We start from the raw sequence: 23,790 nt of genomic DNA, 5'->3' as shown, positions 1-23,790 counted from the left end.
AAACATGTATGATATGCCTTAGGAACAACATATATCCTAATCAAGCATATTAAAATTTGATCATCTCTTTCTATTTCAACTTATTTATTTTATCATAAAGAGAGACAGGTTAGAAGGTTTGATTAAAAAGGAGGATGCTGATTGGATTTATCAAGTGCTAATCAAAAAAACTTAGCGTATATACTAAAGGAAATAGGAACAAAGTTAGGTGTAGTGAATACGACATTATTCGATCCAGAAGATTATAACTTAGAGAAGTACGATGATTTAAAATGGTTATATGATCATTTAATGGCTAAAGACAGTTTAAGTGTTTCTGAAACCCAAGCCTTTATTGAGGAATTATCGACGATTCGGAAATAAAACGAACCTTTCTCTATTTTGAGGCGAGCGTTTTAGATGGTTGTCTGTGATAGAATATTTCCTTATCGAACGTCGTAACCGTTGGCTTGTTTTTACGAATTTATTTCATAAAAACGAGCCAACGCCCAATTATGATGGTAACTTTTGGTTGTCTAATGCTTTTTTAGCTGCTCGTTGTTCAGCTTCTTTTTTAGTACGACCACGTCCAATCCCTTCTACTTCTTGGTTTATCCTTACATGTGCTACAAATTCACGATCATGGGCTGGACCATGTTCAGCTATAATTTCATAGTCAATCACAGCATGTTTGTTTTGTTGAATTAATTCCTGTAACTGGCTTTTATAATCCATCGCATGTGAAAAAGCACCTTGCTTAACTTTCGGGTAAACATAGCGTTTCAAAAAGCTAACAACCACTTCAAACCCTTGATCTAAGTATAATGCACCAATAAAAGCTTCAAAGACATCAGCTAGTAAAGCTGGTCGTCTTCGGCCACCTGTTCGCTCTTCACCTTTACCTAGAAGTACATATCGATCAAAATTAAGATCGGTCGCAAACTTAACAAGTGCCGGTTCGCATACAATTGATGCCCGCAACTTAGTCAATTCTCCCTCTGCTTTATCAGGGTAAGTACGGTACAAATATTGGGAAATACCTAATTCAAGCACAGCATCACCTAAGAATTCTAAACGCTCATTATCCTGATGAATGCGATTTTTATGCTCATTAACATAAGAAGAATGGGTAAAAGCTTGAATCAAAATTTGTTCGTTTTCAAATGTGATACCTAAAGATTCTTGCAGTGGCTTGAAATTCATCACTCTACACCTCCTTTTCCTCCCATATCTTTCGTTTCTTTTTAATCAAAAAACGGGTATTCACTCGCCCTTTAACGAATGTTTTTTTACACTTGTCACTTTTAAAAATTTAAACGGACTTCTCTATTAAAATTTTATACTTTCCTAATTTAGAATGCAAAGGCCTCGTATCATTTACGAGACCTTATTCATGATTTATTAAGCTTGGCTGTCTATGTACTTAACAGCATCGCCTACTGTTTCAATTTTCTCTGCCTCTTCATCAGCAATCTCCATATCAAACTCATCTTCTAGTTCCATAATAAGTTCTACGACGTCTAATGAATCAGCTTCTAAATCTTCTTTAAATGACGCTTCCATCGTCACTTTATCCTCTTCTACATCGAGGCGATCAACAACAATCTTCTTAACACGATCAAACGTATCTGCCATTCCTTTCACCTCCTTTCAAGATGGTCCATTTTCATTACATAGCCATTCCACCATCAATTTGCAAGGTTTGACCTGTAATATAGTTTGCCTGATCAGAAGCTAAAAAACCTACTGCATGAGCCACATCTTCTGCTTTCCCTAATCTTTGTAAAGGGATAAGTTCCAACAGCTGTGCTTTCAATTCGTCATTTAGTTCATCTGTCATATCTGTTGTGATAAATCCTGGCGCAATGGCGTTAACTAAAATATTTCTCGGAGCCAACTCTTTTGCAGCAGTCTTAGTCATACCAATTACACCAGCTTTAGCTGCTACATAGTTGGCTTGACCTGGATTACCGCTTATCCCTACAACAGAAGAAATATTTATAATTCTTCCTTGCTTTTGTTTCATCATCTGACGCGTAACAGCTTTCATACATAGGAAAACACCTTTTAAATTGGTATCAATAACTTGGTCAAATTCTTCTGTTTTCATGCGCATCAATAAATTATCTCGAGTAATACCAGCATTATTAACTAAAACATCTATCCGACCAAATGTTTCGATGACCTTTTTTACCATTGCTTTGACTTCTACTTCATCAGATACATTTGCTTTATAAGCAAGCGCTTGAGATCCTTTTGCTGTAATCTCTGCAACAACTTCATTAGCCTTTTCTTCATTACCTGCGTAATTGATAGCCACATGATAACCACGTTCAGCTAGATCCAACGCAATGGCACGGCCAATACCTCGTGAGGCACCCGTAACTATTGCAACTTTACTTGTCATTATTTCCCTCTCCTTTATACCAATTGATAAAGTCTTGAAAAGATGCTGGGTCTTGAACAGAAAAAACTTTAGCACGACGTGAAACTTTTTTTACTAACCCGCTCAATACCTTGCCATTACCTACTTCAACAATTGCATCAAGCTGTTCAGCCACTAAATGATTAATAATTTCATGAAATCTAACCGGCGAATATAATTGCTTAACAAGCAAAGATTTTATCACTTCAGCATCTGTTACTTTCTCAGCTGTTACATTGGAATAAATCGGAATGTTAGCATCATTGAAATGAATCGGTGTAAGAAGTTCCTCATAATCATTCGCAACAGGTTGCATCAAGGAAGAGTGGAAAGGTCCACTCACATTGAGAGGAATAACACGCTTTGCCCCTGCATCTTTTAATAGCGTAACAGCTGCATCAATGGCTGTTTTAGTCCCAGAAATAACAATTTGCCCAGGGCAATTAATATTAGCCAGTTCAACTGTTTCTGTCATTGATGATAATTGCTCTTCAATGACCTGCTGATCTAACCCTAGCACAGCCGCCATTCCACCCTGTCCTTCTGGATCAGCGCTTTCCATTAGCTTACCCCGCTGATGGACAAGCTGTATCGCTTCTTCAAATGTTAATACATTCGCAGCGACCAAAGCACTGTATTCACCGAGGCTATGTCCTGCAACGACAGTCGGGGTCACCCCAACCGCGGTTAATTGTTCTAATATCATGGTGCTGACTAATAATAAGGCGGGTTGAGCATATTTCGTTTCTGTTAATAATTCTTCCGGCCCCTCACTCATCATTGTTGATATCGGAAATCCTAATATTTGATCTGCTTTTTCAAACAAAGATCGGGCCTGTTGACTTTCTGCTAAAAATAGGTCGCCCATTCCAACTTGTTGTGATCCTTGTCCCGGAAAAACAAAAGCCACTTGCTTCATTTTATTCCTCCTCTGCTTTATTCGTCGGTGCGATCGTCTTTTCAATTGTTTCTGTCACCTGAAATTCCACCATGTGTTGTGCTTGTTTAATTGCGCTGAAAATAGCCCGAGCATTGGATGAGCCGTGTGCTTTAATTACTGGCGCTGCTAATCCGAACAAACCAGCCCCTCCGTATTCAGCATAATCAAGTTGATTTTTTAATTGTTTCAAATCAGGTTTGAGTACACTGGCTGCTAACTTTGTCTTTAATGATGACATCATAGTTTGTTTTAACATTTTAAACATCGTTAAAGCTGTTCCCTCAATTGTTTTTAAAGCAATGTTACCACTAAACCCATCAGTTACCACAACATCAGCAACACCATCTAATAAATCGCGGGCTTCAATGTTACCAATAAAATGAATCGGTGCATCTTGCAATAATTCAAATGCTTGCTTCGTTAATTCATTTCCTTTACCTTCTTCGGTTCCAACATTCAGTAGACCGACACGCGGACGAGATACACCACGTACTTTCTCACTGTAAATCGAACCCATAATGCCGTATTGTACCAAATGCTTCGGTTTTGCATCAACATTGGCTCCAACGTCCAAAAGTACAAATCCTTGTTGGTCAATCGTTGGCAGGGTAGGGCTTAATGCCGGTCGCTCAATCCCTTTAATGCGGCCAACTTGAAATAATCCAGCACTCATTAACGCACCCGTATTACCTGCTGATATACAAGCATCTGCTCTAGCCTCTTTAACTTCTTTTGCCATCAAAACGAGCGAAGCATCTTTCTTTTTCCTTACCGCACGAACAGGTTCATCTTCTCCGGTAATGACTGAAGTCGTATGTATAACAGATATATTACGATCATTAGTTAAATAAGGAGCAATTTTTTCTTGATCACCAACCAAAGTGATCTCAAGATTCTGAATAGCTTCAACAGCTAGTAGTGCACCTTCTACAATTGCTTGAGGTGCATGATCCCCACCCATCGCGTCAATAACGACTTTCATTTTACTTCTCCTCCTTATTTATCATTAGATCGATACATTATAAAACGTCCAGAGAAAACAAGCTCATTGTCAACATAACTATCTACAGTTACCGATGTACGACTATTTCTTTCAGTTGATGCAACATGAGCTTTAGCTATGACCCGTTCACCTTGTTTAACTTGCCGTGAAAATTTAATATCTGCTCTTTCTGTTAGTGCCAATTCATCATCTATAACCGCAACAGCCAAAGAATTAGCTTGAGCAAAAAGGTGGTGCCCACGAGCAATATTATTTCTTGAAAAGATATGATCTGCTGTAATATCCATAATTGATATCGCACGAAGATCTAACTCCAAATCAATAATTTCACCTATAACATCATCAATAGGCAATGCTTTTACCGTCTCATTCCATTGATCAGTTGCCACCGATTTTATCCGTTCCCTTAATTCTGGTATCGACAGCTCCATGCGATCCAATCGAATCGTTTGAATACTAACTGAAAATGCTTCTGCCAGTGCTTCATCTGTTATAAAAGGTGTTTCTTCAATCTTTGCTTTTAACTGTTCTTGACGTATTTTTTTCGGTAATCTCATACTCGCACCACCTATGTAAACTTCAGTCTTTTATTACATCCTATGACTAGGTACTAATAGTAATATAGCTGACTATTTAAAAATTTGCAACCCCAATCTTAATCAAACCCATGAATATGTTCCTGCAAACGTTGATCAACATAGGCTTTGAGTTGATGATATTCAGGATCATTGTTTAAACGTTCTTCAAATATAATCGTTTGTGCATCTTGTCTAGCTGTTTCTAACGTACGGTAGTCATGAATCAAGTCAGCTAGTTTAAACTCTGGTAGACCACTTTGTTTCTTGCCAAAAAAATCGCCAGGTCCTCTTAGCTTCAAATCGTGTTCAGCAAGCTCAAAACCGTTGGTTGTTTCCGTCATAATACGCATCCGTTCTTTTCCAGTCTCCCCCTGCGGATCAGCAATTAAAATACAATAGCTTTGAGCATCGCCTCGACCAACACGTCCTCTTAATTGGTGCAATTGAGAAAGTCCAAATCGCTCAGCATCATAAATAACCATTACCGTCGCATTCGGTACATTAACACCGACTTCTACCACAGTTGTTGCTACAAGAACTTGAATGTCATTTTGGGAAAAACGTGACATGACTTGTTCTTTCTCATCATTCGTTAAGCGCCCGTGTAACAAGCCTATTTTTATTTGCTCAGACAGGGTAACTTCTAAATGTTGATATAAATCGACTGCATTCTGAATATCGAGCTTATCAGATTCTTCAATTAATGGGGTAATCACATACGCTTGATGTCCACTTGCTACTTCCTTCTCAATAAAAGTTAAAATCCGTGGTAACATTGACGCTTTAACCCAAAACGTATCAATCGCTTTTCGGCCGCTTGGCATTTGATTAATAACAGACACATCCATGTCGCCATAACTTGTTATCGCCAATGTTCTCGGAATTGGTGTGGCTGTCATGAACAGTACATCAGGATCGAAACCTTTCTCCCTTAATGTTTTTCTTTGATTAACCCCAAAACGGTGCTGTTCATCAACAATAACAAGACCAAGGTTATGAAAATCGACGTCATTTTGAATTAGAGCATGTGTACCTATAATAATATCAATTTCCCCTTGTTGAAGGTCGCTTAATAATTGTTCTCTTTTCTTGCCTTTAATTGATCCAGTTAGTAATTCAATCCGTCCGTAATCATGAAATAATGCTTGCAATGATTGGACATGCTGCTCAGCGAGAATTTCAGTTGGTACCATTAACGCCGCTTGTTTGTTCGCATTAATGGTCGCGTACATGGCTACAGCTGCCACAGCGGTTTTACCCGATCCAACATCCCCTTGAAGGAGACGATGCATACGATAAGGTGAACGCAAGTCATATTGAATCTCTTGCCACGCTTTTTGTTGTGCTTCTGTTAATTGGAAAGGTAACTGCTTAATAAATGCAGCCACTTTCTCTTCCTTAAAACAATGCGCATTACCTTGTGTTCGTTCTCGATTGTATTTACGAAAAGCTTGCATCTTTAATTGAAATAGTAAAATTTCTTCATATATAAGTCGGCGTTTGGCTTGTTTAAGATAATTAAAATGATCTGGAAAGTGGATTTGCTTAATGGCTGTAGCGCGATCTAACAACTTATAGCCCTTTAAAAATTGGAGCGGTAATATTTCTTCAATATCACCAATGTAGTCATCAATCGCTTGCTGAACGATTTTTTTGAATTGTGAAGTTTTAACAACTTGCTTAAGCAAATAAACCGGCTGTATCGCTTGAGTGTCGTTTTGATCGCCGACCCGATAACGTTCAATCGTCAATTGTTGGCGGTGTTGATCCCATTTACCTGTAAAGGTAACCGTATCACCAACAACTAAATGCTTTTTAGCGAAAGGACGGTTAAACATGACCCCTTTGACCACAACAGTGTCTACTTGTATCGCAACAGTGAGACGCGATTTTTTTTTGCCGTAGTATGTAACGACCGCTTCACTTAATATCACACCTTCTATCGTTGCTTTTTGTTCATGGACTAATGTTGCTAGTGGTGTTACCTGCTCATGATCGTAACGTGATGGAAATGTATTTAAGACATCTTCAATGGTGTACACATCAAGCAATGCTAACTTATCAGCCATTGCTTGTCCAACCCCTGTTAATTCTGTTACTAACCTATCCTTCACCGCTGACACTTCCCCCTTGCTTATTAAACAATTGAGCCGCAAGTGCTTTCCCTGTCGGTGTTGCTGCTAATCCACCTTCTGCTGTTTCTTTTAATGCAGTCGGCATTTGCTTGCCAATTCGGTACATGGCACCGATAACCTCATCACAAGGTATTTTGCTTTTCACTCCTGCTAATGCCATATCGGCTGACACAATCGCGTTAGCGGCACCTGTCGCATTTCGCTTTACACACGGTACTTCAACCAATCCAGCTACTGGATCACAAACAAGGCCAAGCATATTTTTTAAGGTAATGGCAAAAGCATGGGCACTTTGCTCAGGGGTACCTTGAGCCATTTCAACCACAGCTGCTGATGCCATCGCGGCTGCTGAACCGACTTCTGCTTGGCATCCGCCTGCAGCACCAGAAATAAACGCATTATTAGCGACAACAAAGCCAAAAGCACCTGAGGTAAATAAAAAGTTAATCATTTCTTCTCTTGTTGGATTTAACTTTTCTTTAACCGCAAATAAAGCACCAGGTACACAGCCAGCACTGCCAGCAGTAGGTGTAGCACAAACCACACCCATCGCCGCATTAACTTCGTTTGTGGCAACAGCTTTACTAACTGCATCTAAAAGCAATGGACCAGATAAGGGCTGACTATTTTTCATGTACTGTTGAAGTAATACCGCATCCCCGCCTGTTAAACCAGAATGTGATTCTACACCAGAAAGTCCCCGTTCAACCGCCTCTTCCATCACAGTTAAATTTCGATCCATTCGATCAATAATTTCCTGTCGAGATAAATCATAAATGTCCATTTCTTGCTGGATCATCACTTCCGCAAGACTAATATTATTTTCTTCTGCTTGTGCCACAAGCTCTGCTACTGTACGAAACATCTTGTTCCCTCCACGTATTTGTCTATTAGTTAACGACTTTAACGATTTTTAGAATATGCTTAGCTAACTGTAGTTCTTGCTCTACATCACTCTCAATATTTTGGTCTAATTCAATCGTCATAAGCGCTTCTTTGCCAACGTCCTTACGGTTTACTTCCATTCTACCAATGTTAATTTCATTTTTGGCTAATATTTTTGTTACTGAAGCTATTGCCCCAAAACGGTCATTATGCATAATCAATATTGCTGGATAATTCCCGGACAAGTGAAGTTCAAAACCATTTAACTCAATAATTTCGATTTTCCCTCCACCAATTGATACACCTACCAATTCAAATTGTTGTTGACCATCCCCCAACGTTATTCTAACCGTGTTAGGATGTTCAGTTGCTGTATGCTCTTCAATAAAATGAAAAATCATACCTGCCTTTTTGGCTTCACTTATTGCGTCTGGTATACGTTGATCATTTGTATCAAACCCGAGCAAACCAGCAATTAAGGCGAGATCGGTACCATGCCCTTTATAAGTTTTCGCAAAAGACCCATATAAGTGAATGGTAGCCTTTTCTGGCGTTTTTCCATATAAATGTCTTGCTGCATTTCCTATCTTAACTGCACCAGCTGTATGAGAGCTCGATGGTCCAACCATAACTGGCCCAATTATATCAAAAACTGAATTAAATTTTACCATTTGATCACCTCTATTAACGAAGTCGTATGCACTTAGTATACACTTAGCTGGCCCTAAATTCTATCAAAGCCCATTATATATTGATATTAAACGATAACTGGATCTCGTTCGGTTATCCTTTCTAAAAAATAGCTTTCATTTTTTAGGTTCTCTGTCAAATGTGATGGTGTGCTTTTCACTTCCCCATCTCTTTTTTCTAAAGCCCAAATCGTTGTTTTGATGGAAGACCGCAGCGTGATATATACTCGCTTTCCGCGTGCGAACGCCCGTTTTGGGGATGTTTTTTTACAGGCCTTTCAACCAATAGCTTGATAGCGGGCACCACCACATTTAGTATAGAGCTTTTTTATACAAAAAAGTGTTTCGAAGTAAGCCTTCGAAACACCTAAAGTATCAGTAAAATAATATATTATTCAACTGAAAAGATATAAGCATAGATCGGCTGATTCCCTTTATGAACCTCAACCTCAATATCTTTATAGTTCTCTTCTATAAATGACTGGATCATCTCTGTCTCTTGTTCAGTAGCATCTTCACCTTCTAAAATAGTGATAATTTCAGCATCTTCATCGATAAGTTCAGCAAGTAATTGTTTTGTAGCTACTAATTTATCAGGGTCTGTTGCTTTAATTTTCCCATCAGCGAGCCCCATAAAATTACCATTCTCGATTGTTAAACCGTCAATCTGTGTATCACGAACCGCATATGTGATTTGACCTGTTTTAACTTGCTGGCATGCGTCAGACATGTCTGCTGAATTCTGAGCTAAGCTTGCGTCTGGATTATAGACTAACAATGCACTCATACCTTGAGGTATCGTTTTTGTAGGTATAACCGCAACTTCAGCCTCACTTAATTCTGCAGCCTGTTCCGCTGCCATAATTATATTTTTATTATTTGGTAGAATAATGACTTTTTTTGCATGTGCCTTTTTAATCGCTTCTGTAATATCTTGAGTGCTAGGATTCATGGTTTGTCCACCTTGCATGACAACAGTTGTTCCTAGACTTGTTAACAACTCCTCAATCCCCGAACCCATAGCAACGGCGACAATTCCATAATCTGATTTTGGCTTATCCTTTTTAGCTTCACTCTCTCCAACAATAGAAGAATGTTGCTCACGCATATTTTCAACCTTCAGTTGAACGAAGCTTCCAAAACGCTGAGCAAGATTCAGCGCTTCTCCTGGATATTCAACATGAACATGTACACGAACAAAATCCTCATCAGAGACAACCAATAATGAGTCCCCTAATTGGCCCAGTTCTTCACGAAAAACGGTTTCATCATAAGGGTGTCTTTCCAATTTATCAGCTTCAAATTTGACCATGAATTCAGTACAATAACCAAACTCAATATCTTCGGTATTGAGGTAATCTTGATTGGATTTATGATGCTCAGCACTTACCATATTATCCATTGGTGCAGTTTCTGTATCGGTTTCCGGTAAAGCTTCTCCTTTAAGAGAAGCTAAAAATGCTTCATATATAATGACTAAACCTTGTCCACCACTATCAACAACACCGACTTCTTTAAGAACGGGCAATAAGTCTGGCGTCCGTTCTAATGATTGCTTTGCTGCGTTAACAACACTTTCCATAAATGCAATGAAATCGTCCATTTGAGTGGCAAGTTGCTCTGCTTCATTGGCTGTATCTTTAGCCACTGTTAAAATCGTTCCTTCAACGGGTTTAATGACAGCCTTATATGCTGTACGAACACCATTTTGCAAAGCTTCAGCAAAGGTTTTAGGTGTCAACGTCTCTAAATCACTTACACGTTTAGAGAAACCACGAAATAATTGCGATAAAATGACCCCTGAATTACCACGCGCCCCCATTAATAAACCTTTAGCAAATGCATTGGCTACTTCTGCTACATTATTGTTAGTTACTTTTTTGACTTCTGAAGCACCTGAAGTCATCGATAAATTCATGTTTGTACCTGTATCCCCGTCCGGCACAGGAAACACATTTAGTGCATCAATCATATCTGCGTTATTAGAGAGGTGATTAGCGCCTAATAGAATCATCTCCGCTAGCTTCTCACCCTCTATTCTTGTTAATACCACTGCTACTTCCTCCCTTGTCATTCACGAACACGCGCCACCAATTACAGTTGATTATTCAGCTTGCACACGAACCCCTTGAATATAAATATTTACAGCCTTAATTGGCAAACCTAATGTTTTATCTAATGTGTATTTAACTTGTGATTGGACATTGTGAGCAATTTCAGATATTTTCGTTCCATAGCTGACAATGATATACATATCAATTGATACTTGATCTCCCTCTTGCTGAACAACGACACCTTTAGAGAAATTTTCTTTTCTTAAAATTTCAGCAATGCCATCTTTTAATTGATTTTTTGAAGCCATACCAATAATACCATAGCATTCAATAGCAGCACCACCAGCAACTGTTGAAATCACTTCATTTGTGATCGTAACCCGTCCATCTTTTGTGGTCAACTCAATAGACATATCTTTAACCTCCTCGGTAGTCAATCTTTCTTTAGTATTATTTAAATTTTTTAAGGATAGTCAAAAGTATTATAACCTCAACTAAACATCAATAGCCATTAAACATTTTACAATATTTTTATCAAATAGAAAAGGCTTTAATGCTTCTAGCCTATCGATCAAAATATGCATCCACCATTCTTATTGTCTACAATGGACGAAAAGCCTATGCCTGTCAACCCTTACATATTGATTATAATTATGCTTCATCGCTAAGGTCATACCATAAAAAGTACATACTACTCGCTTAAACTAGTGATTGCATTTAAACTGTAACTATGATAAATTATATAAGTATGAAATCAGATAGTTGCAAATTGGGAGGGATTAATATGAGTCGTAAATGTGCTGTAACTGGACGTCAGACTAAAGCTGGAAATAACCGTTCTCACGCTATGAATGCAAATAAACGTCAATGGAAAGCAAACGTTCAAAAAGTCCGTATTATGGTAGATGGTAAACCTAAACGTGTATATGTTTCTGCCCGCGCCTTGAAGTCAGGCAAAGTTGAACGTGTATAATAACTTTTAACAGAAGAGCACCTTAAATTAAGGTGCTCTTCTGTTTATGTTACTTTTTCTTGTCTTTTCTTTGCGTTGCCCCTGCAAAAAAACGGACAATACCTCCTAGAAATTTTGGGAGCTTTATCGTATAAAAACGCATGTGACCCCTCCTAACCCTATCTAACAGCTCAATGAATCTCTTGTTTAATCATTAAGTTGTTCACTACTCTTTATCAATATTAATATGCCGTTGTCAAACGAAAAATAACCATATTGACTAATCAAATGATTTGATAAAGTTAAAGAGTCTCCACGTTTAACATCCGCGTTAGTCAGTGGATAATAAAACCCTTCCAAATTAAGTTTATGAACCACTTCTGACATAGGTAAGAAGGATAGCTTGGGATAACGGTCATCTTGCTCAAGACGATATCTCCCGGGTAGGTAGACACTTATTTCATTTTGTCGATCTATTACTCTAATTTTAATATCTTCAATAAAGTATTTTTCAAGTATGAAAATAACAAATAGTTCATGATCAAGTCTTCCACCAGTTACGCCAAATAATATGACTTCTTCTATATTTAAGGCATATGCAGCTTCAATAGCCAGCTCCAAGTCACTATAATCTTTCTCTACCGGATACATTTTTGTTCGATCAGCACAGCTTCGAATCTGTTCACATTCTCTTTCGGTCACGGAATCAAAATCACCAATTGCTAAATTTAAAGGTAACTGGTGTTTAAGTATAGTTAGTGCTCCTCGATCACATCCAATCCAATAGTCTATTTCCTTATTAAAATGGCCAATATTTGGAATGAGCGTGTCTGGTCCACCTGCAACGATTGCAATGCGCTTAATATCATTCATTTCCTATAATCACACTTCTAAGTTCTGTAATAGCTTGCGAACGATCATTCGCGTTGAAAATAGCACTCCCTGCTACAAATACATCTACACCTACATCTGCACATTGCTTTGCGGTATCGATATTTATTCCCCCATCTACTTCAAATTCAAGATTTAAACCTAGTGCTTTACGCCATTGATCTGCTTGTTTAATTTTATCAAGTACTGCCGGTATAAATGCTTGCCCACCGAAACCGGGATTGACAGTCATAAATAATAATAAATCAAGCTCTGGAAGAATCGGTTTAACGAGCTCAATCGGGGTTGCAGGATTGATAACTAATCCCGCATTTACACCTTTCTCCTTTATTGCTAAAATCGTTCGATGTAGATGATTACAAGTTTCTACATGTACAGAAATTATATCTGCGCCTGCTGCAACAAAAGCATCAATATACTGGTCTGGGTTATTAATCATTAGATGAACATCTAATGGTAATGTCGTCACTGGACGAATCGCATCTACAATTAATGGGCCGATCGTAATATTAGGGACAAAGTGACCATCCATAACATCAACATGGATATAATCGGCTCCAGCCTGTTCTACCTCTTTTATTTCTTCTCCCAGTTGAGCGAAATTAGCTGATAAGATTGAAGGGGCAATTTTTTTCATAATTAATACCTCGGCTTTCTTGAATGTATTTCTTGCTCAAATTGTAAATAATGCTGGTAGCGATATTCAGCGATCTCACCTTGTTCTAACGCAGCTTTCACCGCACATTTAGGTTCTTCTATATGCATACAACCTCTAAACTTACATTGTGAACGATAGTGCTCAAACTCTGGAAAGCATAGGGGTAGAGCTTCTCGCGATAACTGTTCAAAATCTAAAGAACTAAACCCTGGCGTATCAGCAACTAATCCATTACTTACTTCTACTAATTCCACATGTCTCGTCGTATGCTTTCCTCGGCCTAAGCTAGCTGAAATTTGAGCCGTTTTTATTGATAAGTCTGAGTTTAAGCGGTTCAATAGGGAAGATTTACCCACACCAGATTGTCCAGCGATGACTGAAGTCCGCTTTGCTAACGTTGCTTGCATTTCCTGTAAGTTTTGATCCGGTTTATCAGATAGTAACTTCACTTGGTAACCTAAGCTACGATAATTTTCTACAAACATATTTAAATGTGAAGCTTCTTCTTTTGTTAATAAATCTATTTTGGTTATTAGAATAATCGGTTCAATATGATTAAATTCCACTAAAACTAAAAATCGGTCGAGTAAAATCGTACTGAATTCGGGTTCCTTTGCCGAAACGGTGATTAAGGCTTGATCAACATTTGCGACAGGAGGGCGGATAAGCTGGTTTTTTCTTGGTAACAGTGCGGTTACATACCCATCGGTTAAGTTTTCCGCTTCAAATACAACAAAATCACCAACAAGAGGTGTCTGTTTCTGCTTACGAAACAGACCTCTTGCTCTACACTGATAAGTTATTCCTTGACTGTTCACGTAATAAAACCCGCTTAATGCCTTGATAATTTGGCCTTCAGGCATACACTAATCTCCTTCCACATCTTCATAAGCTATTGTTCGTTGAATAATGACTTGATCATCACGTTCAACTTTATAGGTAGCTGTAGTATCCGGGGCTATGACCAAGCGTATAGTGAACTCTGTATCACTAACAATAGTATCTGTCTCATATAATTCACTGAGATCATTATTCATATCTTCCACATAAATACGTACATCTTGCCTTACTGGATTTGTGTCTTCCTGATCTTCCTCATCATCGGATGGGTTGCTATCACCTGTATAAGGAACATTGAAGGTCACACTATGTGTAATCGGTGACTGCTCTTCTTCACCTAAAGAGATTACTAAGTTGACAATAGCGCCCTCTTCTAATTCGGTACCGGGTTCAGGTGATTGACGTATAACATCCCCTTCATTAACCGTGGCGGAATGTTCTTCTGTTACATTAGCTGTTAAGCCATGATCTTCCAAATATTGTCGTGCACTAGCTTCATCCATTCCAACTAGGTTGTCTAACTCAATCATACGCTCTCCAATACTGACTTCAAATATAACAACTGTTTCAGCAGGTACGACTTCACTATCAGGCTCTGGATCAGAATGAGCAATAATTTGACCTTCTGGTTGATCAGAATAGGAGTCAATTCTTTGCACATCTTGATAGCCACGCTGTAATAATAAACGCTCAACTTGACTATACGATTGCCCGACATAATCAGGGAAGGTTTCCGTTTCTGGACCTTGACTGACAAACACCGTTATCGTCGTTCCTTCCTTCACGGTTGTTTCGGCTTCAGGATCAGTATGGACCACATGATCGATTTCAATATCTTCTGAAAAGATATCCTCTTGTTCCATTTCTAAACCTAATTCTGTTAGTAATTCCTCAGCATCGTCAACATGTTCTCCCTCTAAATCTGGGATCTCAATATCATCAGGTTGTAGCAAGTTCGGCAAAATAAAAAGTGCAAACAAACTAGCGATAAGAACAACCAAAAATGTCATCGTAAGCCAAAAGATAATCCTTCTTTTCTTACTTTTCTTACTTTTCTTTTTTTTCTTGCTTTTTTTATCTTTAGCCTCGGCTTCATCATTTTCAGATTTGGGATTGACAGGCTGGGTCGAGTCTGTCATTTGTTTCGAATGGACAAGCGTCTCATTATCTGTATCACTTTGTGCTAATTGTTTATTTGTCACAACAGGAATGGCCTTAGTCGCCTCACCAGGTTCATCAGGTTGGACATAGGGCGGTTCATTTATTCTTTCTGGGTTCAGTGCAGTAGACAGATCCGCCTCCAATTCGCTTAATGTTTGATAGCGATGAAAAGGATCTTTTGTGGTGGCTTTTAATACAACATTCTCCAGACTTTGCGGAACATTATCTATCCATTGTCGAATCGATGGTGTATTGGACTGTAAATGTTTTAAAGCTATGGAAACTGCAGATTGACCAGAAAACGGGATTCTTCCGGTTAGTAATTCAAACAATACAATCCCTAAAGAATAAATATCTGACTTTTTATCAGCTGTTCCACCCCTCGCCTGTTCAGGTGATAAATAATGAACAGACCCTAACACAGAGTTTGTCTGGGTCAAAGACGTCGCACTCAACGCTAAAGCAATACCAAAATCAGTCACCTTGGCCTGTTGATCTGGGCTTATCAAAATATTTTGGGGCTTAATATCTCTATGCACAATATGATTTTCATGCGCATGTTCAATAGCTGAACAGATTTGCACCATGATATCAATTGACTCTTCTACAGGAATTGGACCATAATGTTGAATATATTCCTTTAATGTCATGCCATCGACATATTCCATCACCATGTAATAAATATCATCTTCATCATCAACATCGAATATATTCACAATATTAGGATGGGATAGACTCGTGGCAGATTGTGCTTCGCGATGAAAACGTGTAATAAATTCCTCATCATTTGCATATTCCAAACGTAATACTTTTATAGCTACCTCACGCTCTAAGATCGAGTCATAACCGAGATACACGTTGGCCATTCCGCCGCCACCTATCAGTTTCTTGACCTGATAACGTTCACTTAACAGTCTCCCTTCTAACAAGTGGCATCACCTTCCTCCGCTTCACTGTGTTCTGCCAATGCTAAGGTAATATTATCCTCACCACCGCGATCATTTGCTTCATTAACCATCTCTTTAGCTATATCACGTAATGATTCATTCGTGGCTAAATAGTCCTTTAACTCCTGATCAGTTAATTTATTTGTCAATCCATCTGAACAAATGATTAAACGATCCCCTTCTTGCCATGCCACGGAAAAGACATCTGGTTCAACCAAAGGGTTTGTACCAAGTGCTTTCATTAGTACATTTTTACGCGGGTGATACTCAGCATCCTGCTTCGATAATTGACCTGATCGCACAAGTTCATTAACGAGTGAATGATCATCTGTAATTTGAGTAAGATCATCTTCACGATATCGGTAACAACGGCTATCTCCAATATGGGCTATCGACAGTTGATCAGCCATGAAAATAACAACAATAACTGTTGTGCCCATACCTCGACATTCAGGATTCTGTTCTGCATGTTGAAAAACGTTAGTATTAGCTTTTAAAATATGTGATTTTAACCATGCTTCGGCCTCTTCAGGTGTAGCTATCCTTTCGGTTGCTTCCCAAACATTTGCGAAATACGTTTTTACCATTTCACTTGCCACATCTCCAGCTTGGTGGCCACCCATTCCATCTGCAACGATACTTAATGTTTGATCAGCTTTATTTTTGAATAGTCCTCCCGCATCTTCATTATGAGGCCTAACTTTACCTTGATCTGTAATAAAGTATTGTTTCATTGTGCCATTCACCTCTTATCTTCAATAACTCATAAGACTTTTATGATTGATCATCTATTCTACGACGTATACGCGTCAAAAAGAAACCATCGGAATTAAAATCATCAGGAAATATTTGCAATCCCACTTTCGTGATACCGGTGCTTCTGTGCAAAAAGCTAGGTAACTCATCAAAAAAGCTAGGATCAATTTCAAAGCTTTGGTGACTAGCCAAAAATTCGGTAATGACTGCTTCGTTTTCAGTAGGATCAACCGTACATGTACTATAAACCAGTTTACCATCCTTTTTTAGCAAAGGAACAATACTTGTCAACAATTCGTATTGAATCTGTGCCAATGAGATAATATCTTCAGCAGTTTTTACATATTTTATATCTGGCTTTCCTCGTACAACACCCAAACCGGAACATGGTGCATCAATTAAAATTCGGTCAAATGAAGCAGGTTGATGGGTGTTACCTAATAAACGAGCATCCATTCCTTTTGTTCTTACATTGATTAAACCATGCAATTCTGCTTTCTTCTTAACGAGATTAGCCTTCTTTTGATGCAAGTCATAAGCAAATACATGCCCCGTATTATTTAGCTTTTCAGCAATATGTGTCGTTTTTCCACCAGGTGCGCTACAGGCGTCTAAAACGTGTTGGTTTTCCGCAACAGCCATCATTTCTACAACAAGCATAGAGCTTTGATCCTGTATGGTAACTGATCCGTTTTCTAGCAACGGGTGCCTAAGGATATTGCCTTTTTCAATGACAATACCTTGGTCAGAAAAAGCTGATTCTACCACTTGATAGCCATCTTCAGTAAGTTGTTCAATCACCACTTTTCGCGTCACTTTCAATGGATTAATACGGATACTTATTGGTTTTGTTTTGAGATTCGCTTTACAGATGGATGTTGCTTTATCTTGTCCATAGCTATCGATCCATCTTTCTACTAACCAATAAGGGTGACTTGTTTCTATCGAAAGGCGTTCAATGGGATCAGCGATATCAGTAAACGCTGGAAACCCCTGACGTTGTGCTGAACGCAACACACCATTTACCAATTTGACAATCCCTTTATGTCCTCTTATTTTACTAATCTCAACCGCTTGGTGGATGATCGCATGATCTGGAACTTTATCTAAATAGTACATTTGATAAAATGATAAACATATTAGCCATCTTACCCATTTTTCCAACTTATCTGTTTTTTTTACAAAATGCTCGAGAAAATAGTCAAGCGTTAATTTATACTGTAATGTCCCATAAACGATTTCAGTAAATAATGCCTGGTCTTTATTCGACCAACCAGATTCTTTCAACGTCTGATCGATGATGAGATGACTAAATGCACCACTATCTCCTACCTTTACTAAAACTTCTAATACTTTTTCTCGTAGTTGATATTTACTCATGTTCGACTCCTAATTGAATACCTACTTTAAACAATGGATCACTTCCATTTAAATAATCTTTCATGGACATCCTCTTTTTTCCGGATATTTGAATATCAGTTAGCTTGATTGCTGTTTGCTCTCCACAAGCAACAATTGCACCATCCGACTCCATTTTTATAATTTCTCCAGGGTTTTTATCCGTTTTTAGATCCACCGTTTCTCCCCACCATATTTTCACATTTCTACTGTTAATGGTTGTGCTAGCAACTGGCCACGGGTGTAAGCCTCTAATATGGTTATATATAGTCATAGCATCGTTGCCCCAATTAATCTTTTCTTGATCACGCGTAATATTAGGTGCGTAACTAGCTTTCGTGTCGTCTTGTTCAACGGGTTCAATCGTTTTATTGAAAATAGCTGGGAGTGTTTCATGTAGAAGCTCAGCCCCAAGCTTTGATAGCTTATCATGTAATGTTCCTACATGATCGTTATATTCAATGGGTAGTGCTTTCTGCGATAATATTGCACCTGCATCTAAAGCTTCGACCATATACATAATCGTGATTCCAGTTTTTTCTTTCCCCTGTTTAATTGCATAGTGGATAGGTGCACCACCCCTCAATTCAGGTAACAATGAAGCATGGACATTCACACAACCAAAGGTAGGTGCATCGAGCAAAGCTTTAGGCAAAATTTGCCCAAAAGCAGCAGTAACAATTAAATCTGGTTTATAAGCTAAAATTTCATGATACGTTTCTTTTATCTTTTCAGGCTGATAAACATGTAAATCATGCTTAATCGCTTCTTCTTTAACAGGTGGTGGTGTAAGTGTGCGCTTTCTACCTTTTGGGCGGTCAGGCTGCGTAACAACAAGAGCGACTTCATAGCCGTCATTGATGATTTGCTGTAATATCGGTACAGCAAAATCTGGCGTCCCCATAAAGATAACTTTCTTCATAAAAACCCTTCTTTCTACATTAATTGATATGGTTGAAGGTCAATTTGAATGAACAGATCTTCTTTTCTCATCTGCTCTTCATAATACGTTAATATTTTCGCTAATACCTGTTTCTGTTTTGGTTCGTATTTATATTTTACCATGCACTGAAAGCGATAGCGATTCTTTATTCTTTCTAAAGGTGATGGTGTGGGTCCTAAAATACGTGCTTGATTTGACAAATGTTTTGCTAATAATTGACTAATCGTCCGTGTGACTTCTAGCGCTTGATTTGGGTTTTGGTGCGACACGGTAATTAACGTCAAAAAATAGTAAGGCGGATATTGAAAAGCTTTTCTCAATGCCATTTCTTTTTCAAAGAAACCAAGATAATCATAGTCTTTAGCAAACGTAATACTATAGTGTTCTGGTGTATACGTTTGAACAATAACTTCACCTTCAAGGTGATGACGACCCGCTCTTCCACTAACCTGTGTCAAAAGTTGAAAAGTTTTTTCCGATGATCTAAAGTCTGGTAAATTTAACAAACTGTCTGCTGCTAATACACCTACTAGCGTGACATCAGGAAAGTCTAAACCTTTAGCAATCATTTGTGTGCCTAGTAAAATATCAGCTTGTTTTTCAGCAAATTGACTAAGCAAACGCTCATGAGCTCCTTTTTTTCGTGTCGTGTCCACGTCCATCCGGATCACTCTTGCCTCAGGTATTAGCTGGTGAATCATTTCTTCTACTTTTTGAGTCCCCGTACCAAAGTATCGAATCGTTTGACTCTCGCAACTCGGACATTTTTGTGGCATTTTTTCTTGATAATTACAATAATGACATTTTAACAGGTTTTGTTTACGATGATAAGTGAGCGATATATCACAATGCGGACATTGAATGACATCTCCACAATCTCTACACATAACAAAGGTTGAGTGTCCTCGTCGATTTAGAAATAAAACAACTTGTTCATTTCTTGCAATCCTTTCTTCGATTGCTGCTTTCAGTTGTCGAGAAAACATGGTCCGATTTCCAGCATGCAATTCTTGCCTCATATCTACAACCGAGACATTTGGCATGTGACTTTCATTCATTCGTGCTGGCATTGATAGTAAATGATAAACCCCTTTATTCGCACGAGCAAATGTTTCTAATGTCGGCGTCGCGGTACCTAGTATAACTGGACATCGATGATATTCACCACGCGCAATCGCTACATCTTTAACATGATAACGCGGATGATCCTCTTGTTTATAGCTTGATTCATGTTCCTCGTCAATAATAATTAAGCCAATATTCTCAAATGGAACGAAAATGGCTGATCGGGCACCAACCACAACCTTAACTTCTTTTCTTTGTATTTTCCGCCATTCATCAAACCGTTCCCCTTTTGACAGTGCACTGTGCATAACAGCCACATCCGCTCCAAATCTCCCTTTAAAACGATTGACCATTTGGGGGGTCAGTGCTATCTCTGGAACAAGTACGATCGCTTCTTTACCAAGGGATAAAGCATGATCAATAGCTTGTAAATACACTTCTGTTTTTCCACTACCCGTTACACCATGTAATAAGAAAACCTGATGCTGTATCTGATCAAGTTTATTAACAATTGGAGTAAGTGCGCGTTGCTGTTGTGGCTTCAATGGTAATGGGCTTGTCGGCTTAATTAAATCATCGCGATATGGATTACGATATAACTCTTCTTGATATAATTCTACTATGCCAGCAGATAAAAGCGGCTTTAACGTTTGACGTGTTGTCTTCATTTTTGCCAAAAATACTTTTAACATAACCGGTTGATCGTGACTTACAAAATAATTTATTAATTCTCGCTGTTTTTTAGCCCGATTTGATAAATTAGCTACATAAGCATCTAAACGTTCGACAGCTACTTTTCGTTTGATCATGGTCACTTTTTTATAGGTTTCTTTACTTTTAACTTGATAGACCATTTCCAGATCGCCATCTGCTATACCTTGTTTAACATACTTAAGCGGAATATCTTGCTCTGATAAATCTTTTTCATCGATGTAATCCCTTCCTGCAAAAACAGACTCTAGTATTGGCACTAAAGGGGCATCGGTTATTCGATGTACTTGTTTACGATAATCTGCTTTTAACGCTTGCGGCAGCATCGCTTGAAATGCTGATATATAAAAACTCATCGTATGATCAGCCAACCACTTACCTAATTCAATTAATTCTTCTGTTAAAATCGGTGTATAATCAAGCAAATCTTTAATCGCCTTTACACGCTCAACCTCTGTATCCTCTGCTATTTCCAATACATAGCCCATGATCGTTCTCGAACCAAAAGGGACAATCACGCGTATACCCACTTCAATCGTCCCTAATAAATGTTCTGGAATTAAGTAGTCAAATACTTTATTAGTTTGTGACGCGGGCACGTCGACAACAACTCTAGCAACCGTCACTAGCGATCTACTCCCATTTCTTTAGCTATCTGATTCAGTAACTGATAGGCAATAGCTTGTTTGCTAGTCAGCTCAATTCTTGTTTTCATTCCAGACTTTGTTAATATAACGACTTCATTGGTGTCTGACTTAAAACCTGCCCCCGCCTTGGTTATATCATTTATCACAATAGCATCTAAATTTTTTCGAGTCAGCTTTTGTTGACCATATGCCTCCATATTTTCTGTTTCCGCAGCAAATCCAACCAAATACTGATCACGCTTTTGGCTACCTAGTGCTTGTAAAATATCTTTTGTTCTTTCTAACTCAAGCGTTAGCGTATCCGCTTGCTTTTTTAATTTATGCTGATGAACCGTGACTGGACGGTAATCAGCAACAGCTGCTGATTTGATGACAATATCTTGTTCAGCAAAGTGGTCCAACATCGTTTGATACATTTCTTCGGCAGTTGTAATATTGATTCGCTCAACAGCTTTCGGCGTAGACAAATCAACGGGGCCACTCACTAAGGTTACGATCGCGCCTAATTGGGCAGCTACTTCTGCAATGGCAAAGCCCATCTTTCCAGATGAATGATTGCTTAGAAAACGAACAGGATCAATGGTTTCCTGTGTCGGTCCAGCTGAGACTAACAGTCGTTTGCCAGCCAAAGGCTTTGCTTTTTCTTGTTCCCTTTTTAAATACTCAATCATTTCTTCAGGTTCCGGTAGTCGCCCTTTCCCATGATAGCCACAGGCTAAATACCCTTCACTCGGATCAATAAAATGGCATCCTCGTTCTTTTAAACGCGCCATATTATCCTGAACTGCTCGATGCTGATACATGTGGACATTCATAGCAGGCGCAAGGTATACTGGTGCTTCAGTCGCTAATAAGGTCGTCGTTAACATATCATCTGCAATACCACTTGCATATTTGCCAATAATATTGGCAGTAGCAGGAGCAATCACAATCAAATCTGCCCAATCAGCTAATTCAATATGTTGAATTTCCTTTGGATCAAGCTCATCAAATGTATCGACATAGACTGGCTGTCGTGAAATCGATTGAAATGAAAGTGGGGTAACAAACTGTTGCGCCCCTTTTGTTAAAATCACTTTTACTATTGCTCCAGCTTGGGTTAACTTGCTTGTTAGTGCAATAGCTTTATAGGCAGCTATTCCACCTGTAACCCCTAATACAATCTTTTTATCTGTTAACATTTGATCACATCCTCTATCTTTAGTACGCTAAAAGTTTAACCCCTCGCCTGCCGATTGGCAAACAAGGGGTCGTTTAACGGCGACGTGATTAGCGTCTTTCTTTATATTCAGTCGATACATACGTTAATTTTCCCGCATGAATTTCTTCTAAAGCAATACCAACATTTTTTGCTGCTGTTGGTGCTTCAATTTGAACAATTTTGGTATTTTGAATCTGTCGAGCACGGCGAGCAGATAAGATAACTAATGTATATTTAGAATTGATTTTTGTTTGTAATTGGTCGATTGACGGCTCTAACATCATGATTGGCTCACCTCCAACAATTTTTTATATTGACTAGCTACGCGTTCACGTTTACAGTGTTCACTCTTGACAATAGCTTGAACTTTGTCTACGGCATGGTCGACTTGATCATTAACAACAACATAATCATAAGCATCCATCAGTTCAATTTCGTCTTTTGCTGCTTTAAGTCGATTCATGACCAGTGATTCTGTTTCTGTACCTCGACTAATAATTCGATTTTTTAGTTCATCTAAGCTTGGAGGTGATAGAAATATAAAAACACCTTCCGGAAAGTTTTCCTTTACTTGTAATGCGCCTTGGACTTCAATTTCAAGAAAAACATCTTTTCCTTGATCAAGTGTTTCTTCAACATAATGACGGGGGGTACCATAATAATTCCCTACATATTCAGCATGTTCAAGCAATTGATTTTTTTCAATCATCGATTCAAATTCTTCTTTCGAACGATAAAAATAATCAACACTTTCTTTTTCACCCGGACGTATCGGGCGTGTGGTCATTGAAATCGAATATTGCAATGCAGTATCTTTTTCAAATAGTGCTTTTCTAACCGTTCCTTTCCCTACCCCCGATGGGCCCGACAAAATAAATAAAATTCCTTTTTGTTCAATCAACGATTTATTCCCTCCATCATTATCTCTTCAT

At 38.5% G+C, this 23,790-nt stretch carries 25 protein-coding genes; 2 read left to right on the top strand and 23 right to left on the bottom strand.

Annotated elements, in window-relative coordinates:
* Positions 1–141 precede the first annotated feature (141 nt).
* Positions 142–363: a DUF1128 domain-containing protein gene (locus JOE23_RS03895; protein ID WP_204435987.1), complete on the top strand. Its 222-nt coding sequence runs from the start codon at positions 142–144 to the stop codon at positions 361–363.
* A 129-nt stretch (positions 364–492) separates the two neighbouring features.
* Here JOE23_RS03895 and rnc read toward each other — a convergent pair whose 3' ends face one another.
* The 11 genes from rnc to JOE23_RS03840 form a co-directional block, all read right to left on the bottom strand.
* Positions 493–1,182: a ribonuclease III gene (gene rnc, locus JOE23_RS03890; RefSeq protein ID WP_017471856.1), complete on the bottom strand. Its 690-nt coding sequence runs from the start codon at positions 1,180–1,182 to the stop codon at positions 493–495.
* Positions 1,183–1,380: 198 nt separating this feature from the next.
* Positions 1,381–1,614, bottom strand: coding sequence for an acyl carrier protein (gene acpP, locus JOE23_RS03885; RefSeq protein ID WP_204435986.1), 234 nt, complete (start codon positions 1,612–1,614; stop codon positions 1,381–1,383).
* Positions 1,615–1,648: 34 nt separating this feature from the next.
* A complete protein-coding gene (gene fabG / locus JOE23_RS03880; protein ID WP_239585259.1) occupies positions 1,649–2,386 on the bottom strand; it encodes a 3-oxoacyl-[acyl-carrier-protein] reductase in 738 nt (245 codons plus the stop codon).
* The gene (gene fabD / locus JOE23_RS03875; protein ID WP_204435985.1) at positions 2,376–3,323 is read right to left on the bottom strand and encodes an ACP S-malonyltransferase; all 948 of its coding nucleotides are present in this window, start codon (positions 3,321–3,323) and stop codon (positions 2,376–2,378) included. Before fabD ends, fabG begins: the two co-directional genes overlap by 11 nt.
* 1 nt (position 3,324) lies before the next feature.
* A complete protein-coding gene (gene plsX / locus JOE23_RS03870; protein ID WP_204435984.1) occupies positions 3,325–4,326 on the bottom strand; it encodes a phosphate acyltransferase PlsX in 1,002 nt (333 codons plus the stop codon).
* Between the two features lie 14 nt (positions 4,327–4,340).
* The gene (gene fapR, locus JOE23_RS03865) at positions 4,341–4,904 is read right to left on the bottom strand and encodes a transcription factor FapR (protein ID WP_204435983.1); all 564 of its coding nucleotides are present in this window, start codon (positions 4,902–4,904) and stop codon (positions 4,341–4,343) included.
* A 98-nt stretch (positions 4,905–5,002) separates the two neighbouring features.
* Positions 5,003–7,039, bottom strand: coding sequence for an ATP-dependent DNA helicase RecG (gene recG, locus JOE23_RS03860; protein ID WP_204435982.1), 2,037 nt, complete (start codon positions 7,037–7,039; stop codon positions 5,003–5,005).
* Positions 7,029–7,925, bottom strand: coding sequence for an L-serine ammonia-lyase, iron-sulfur-dependent, subunit alpha (sdaAA, locus tag JOE23_RS03855; RefSeq protein ID WP_204435981.1), 897 nt, complete (start codon positions 7,923–7,925; stop codon positions 7,029–7,031). The genes recG and sdaAA overlap by 11 nt, the downstream gene beginning before the upstream one ends.
* A gap of 25 nt (positions 7,926–7,950) precedes the next feature.
* Positions 7,951–8,616: an L-serine ammonia-lyase, iron-sulfur-dependent subunit beta gene (sdaAB, locus tag JOE23_RS03850; protein ID WP_204435980.1), complete on the bottom strand. Its 666-nt coding sequence runs from the start codon at positions 8,614–8,616 to the stop codon at positions 7,951–7,953.
* Positions 8,617–9,025: 409 nt separating this feature from the next.
* Positions 9,026–10,687 carry a DAK2 domain-containing protein gene (locus JOE23_RS03845; RefSeq protein WP_204435979.1) on the bottom strand — a complete coding sequence of 554 codons (1,662 nt, stop codon included), beginning with the start codon at positions 10,685–10,687 and terminating at the stop codon, positions 9,026–9,028.
* Positions 10,688–10,738: 51 nt separating this feature from the next.
* Complete coding sequence (locus JOE23_RS03840; RefSeq protein ID WP_204435978.1) at positions 10,739–11,101, bottom strand: Asp23/Gls24 family envelope stress response protein; 363 nt, start codon at positions 11,099–11,101, stop codon at positions 10,739–10,741.
* Between the two features lie 371 nt (positions 11,102–11,472).
* Here JOE23_RS03840 and rpmB point away from each other — a divergent pair, with 371 nt between their 5' ends.
* Positions 11,473–11,661, top strand: coding sequence for a 50S ribosomal protein L28 (gene rpmB, locus JOE23_RS03835; RefSeq protein WP_017471845.1), 189 nt, complete (start codon positions 11,473–11,475; stop codon positions 11,659–11,661).
* A 49-nt stretch (positions 11,662–11,710) separates the two neighbouring features.
* Here rpmB and spoVM read toward each other — a convergent pair whose 3' ends face one another.
* The 12 genes from spoVM to gmk all read right to left on the bottom strand — a co-directional run bounded on the left by spoVM (position 11,711) and on the right by gmk (position 23,759).
* The gene (gene spoVM / locus JOE23_RS18235; protein ID WP_204435977.1) at positions 11,711–11,803 is read right to left on the bottom strand and encodes a stage V sporulation protein SpoVM; all 93 of its coding nucleotides are present in this window, start codon (positions 11,801–11,803) and stop codon (positions 11,711–11,713) included.
* A 44-nt stretch (positions 11,804–11,847) separates the two neighbouring features.
* On the bottom strand, positions 11,848–12,513 hold the full coding sequence (locus JOE23_RS03825) for a thiamine diphosphokinase (RefSeq protein ID WP_204435976.1): 666 nt from the start codon (positions 12,511–12,513) through the stop codon (positions 11,848–11,850).
* The gene (gene rpe / locus JOE23_RS03820; RefSeq protein ID WP_204435975.1) at positions 12,506–13,168 is read right to left on the bottom strand and encodes a ribulose-phosphate 3-epimerase; all 663 of its coding nucleotides are present in this window, start codon (positions 13,166–13,168) and stop codon (positions 12,506–12,508) included. The genes JOE23_RS03825 and rpe overlap by 8 nt, the downstream gene beginning before the upstream one ends.
* Before the next feature lie 2 nt (positions 13,169–13,170).
* Complete coding sequence (gene rsgA, locus JOE23_RS03815; protein WP_204435974.1) at positions 13,171–14,052, bottom strand: ribosome small subunit-dependent GTPase A; 882 nt, start codon at positions 14,050–14,052, stop codon at positions 13,171–13,173.
* 3 nt (positions 14,053–14,055) lie between these two features.
* A complete protein-coding gene (gene pknB, locus JOE23_RS03810) occupies positions 14,056–16,119 on the bottom strand; it encodes a Stk1 family PASTA domain-containing Ser/Thr kinase (protein ID WP_204435973.1) in 2,064 nt (687 codons plus the stop codon).
* Positions 16,113–16,871 (bottom strand): Stp1/IreP family PP2C-type Ser/Thr phosphatase, encoded by a 759-nt coding sequence (locus JOE23_RS03805; protein WP_204435972.1) that lies wholly within the window; start codon positions 16,869–16,871, stop codon positions 16,113–16,115. The genes pknB and JOE23_RS03805 overlap by 7 nt, the downstream gene beginning before the upstream one ends.
* Positions 16,872–16,911: 40 nt before the next feature.
* Positions 16,912–18,273 (bottom strand): 16S rRNA (cytosine(967)-C(5))-methyltransferase RsmB, encoded by a 1,362-nt coding sequence (gene rsmB / locus JOE23_RS03800; RefSeq protein ID WP_204435971.1) that lies wholly within the window; start codon positions 18,271–18,273, stop codon positions 16,912–16,914.
* Positions 18,266–19,213, bottom strand: a complete 948-nt coding sequence (gene fmt / locus JOE23_RS03795; protein ID WP_204435970.1) for a methionyl-tRNA formyltransferase — start codon at positions 19,211–19,213, stop codon at positions 18,266–18,268. Before fmt ends, rsmB begins: the two co-directional genes overlap by 8 nt.
* Before the next feature lie 14 nt (positions 19,214–19,227).
* On the bottom strand, positions 19,228–21,636 hold the full coding sequence (priA, locus tag JOE23_RS03790; protein ID WP_204435969.1) for a primosomal protein N': 2,409 nt from the start codon (positions 21,634–21,636) through the stop codon (positions 19,228–19,230).
* On the bottom strand, positions 21,636–22,838 hold the full coding sequence (gene coaBC / locus JOE23_RS03785) for a bifunctional phosphopantothenoylcysteine decarboxylase/phosphopantothenate--cysteine ligase CoaBC (RefSeq protein ID WP_204435968.1): 1,203 nt from the start codon (positions 22,836–22,838) through the stop codon (positions 21,636–21,638). The genes priA and coaBC overlap by 1 nt, the downstream gene beginning before the upstream one ends.
* Before the next feature lie 88 nt (positions 22,839–22,926).
* A complete protein-coding gene (rpoZ, locus tag JOE23_RS03780) occupies positions 22,927–23,142 on the bottom strand; it encodes a DNA-directed RNA polymerase subunit omega (RefSeq protein ID WP_275581442.1) in 216 nt (71 codons plus the stop codon).
* A complete protein-coding gene (gmk, locus tag JOE23_RS03775; protein ID WP_204435967.1) occupies positions 23,139–23,759 on the bottom strand; it encodes a guanylate kinase in 621 nt (206 codons plus the stop codon). The genes rpoZ and gmk overlap by 4 nt, the downstream gene beginning before the upstream one ends.
* Positions 23,760–23,790: the final 31 nt, after the last annotated feature.

Source organism: Amphibacillus cookii (assembly GCF_016908375.1).
Taxonomy (GTDB): Bacteria; Bacillota; Bacilli; order Bacillales; family Amphibacillaceae; genus Amphibacillus_C; species Amphibacillus_C cookii.
The sequence above is the reverse complement of the archived record's forward strand: the minus strand, read 5'-3'. Positions and strand labels throughout refer to the sequence as shown.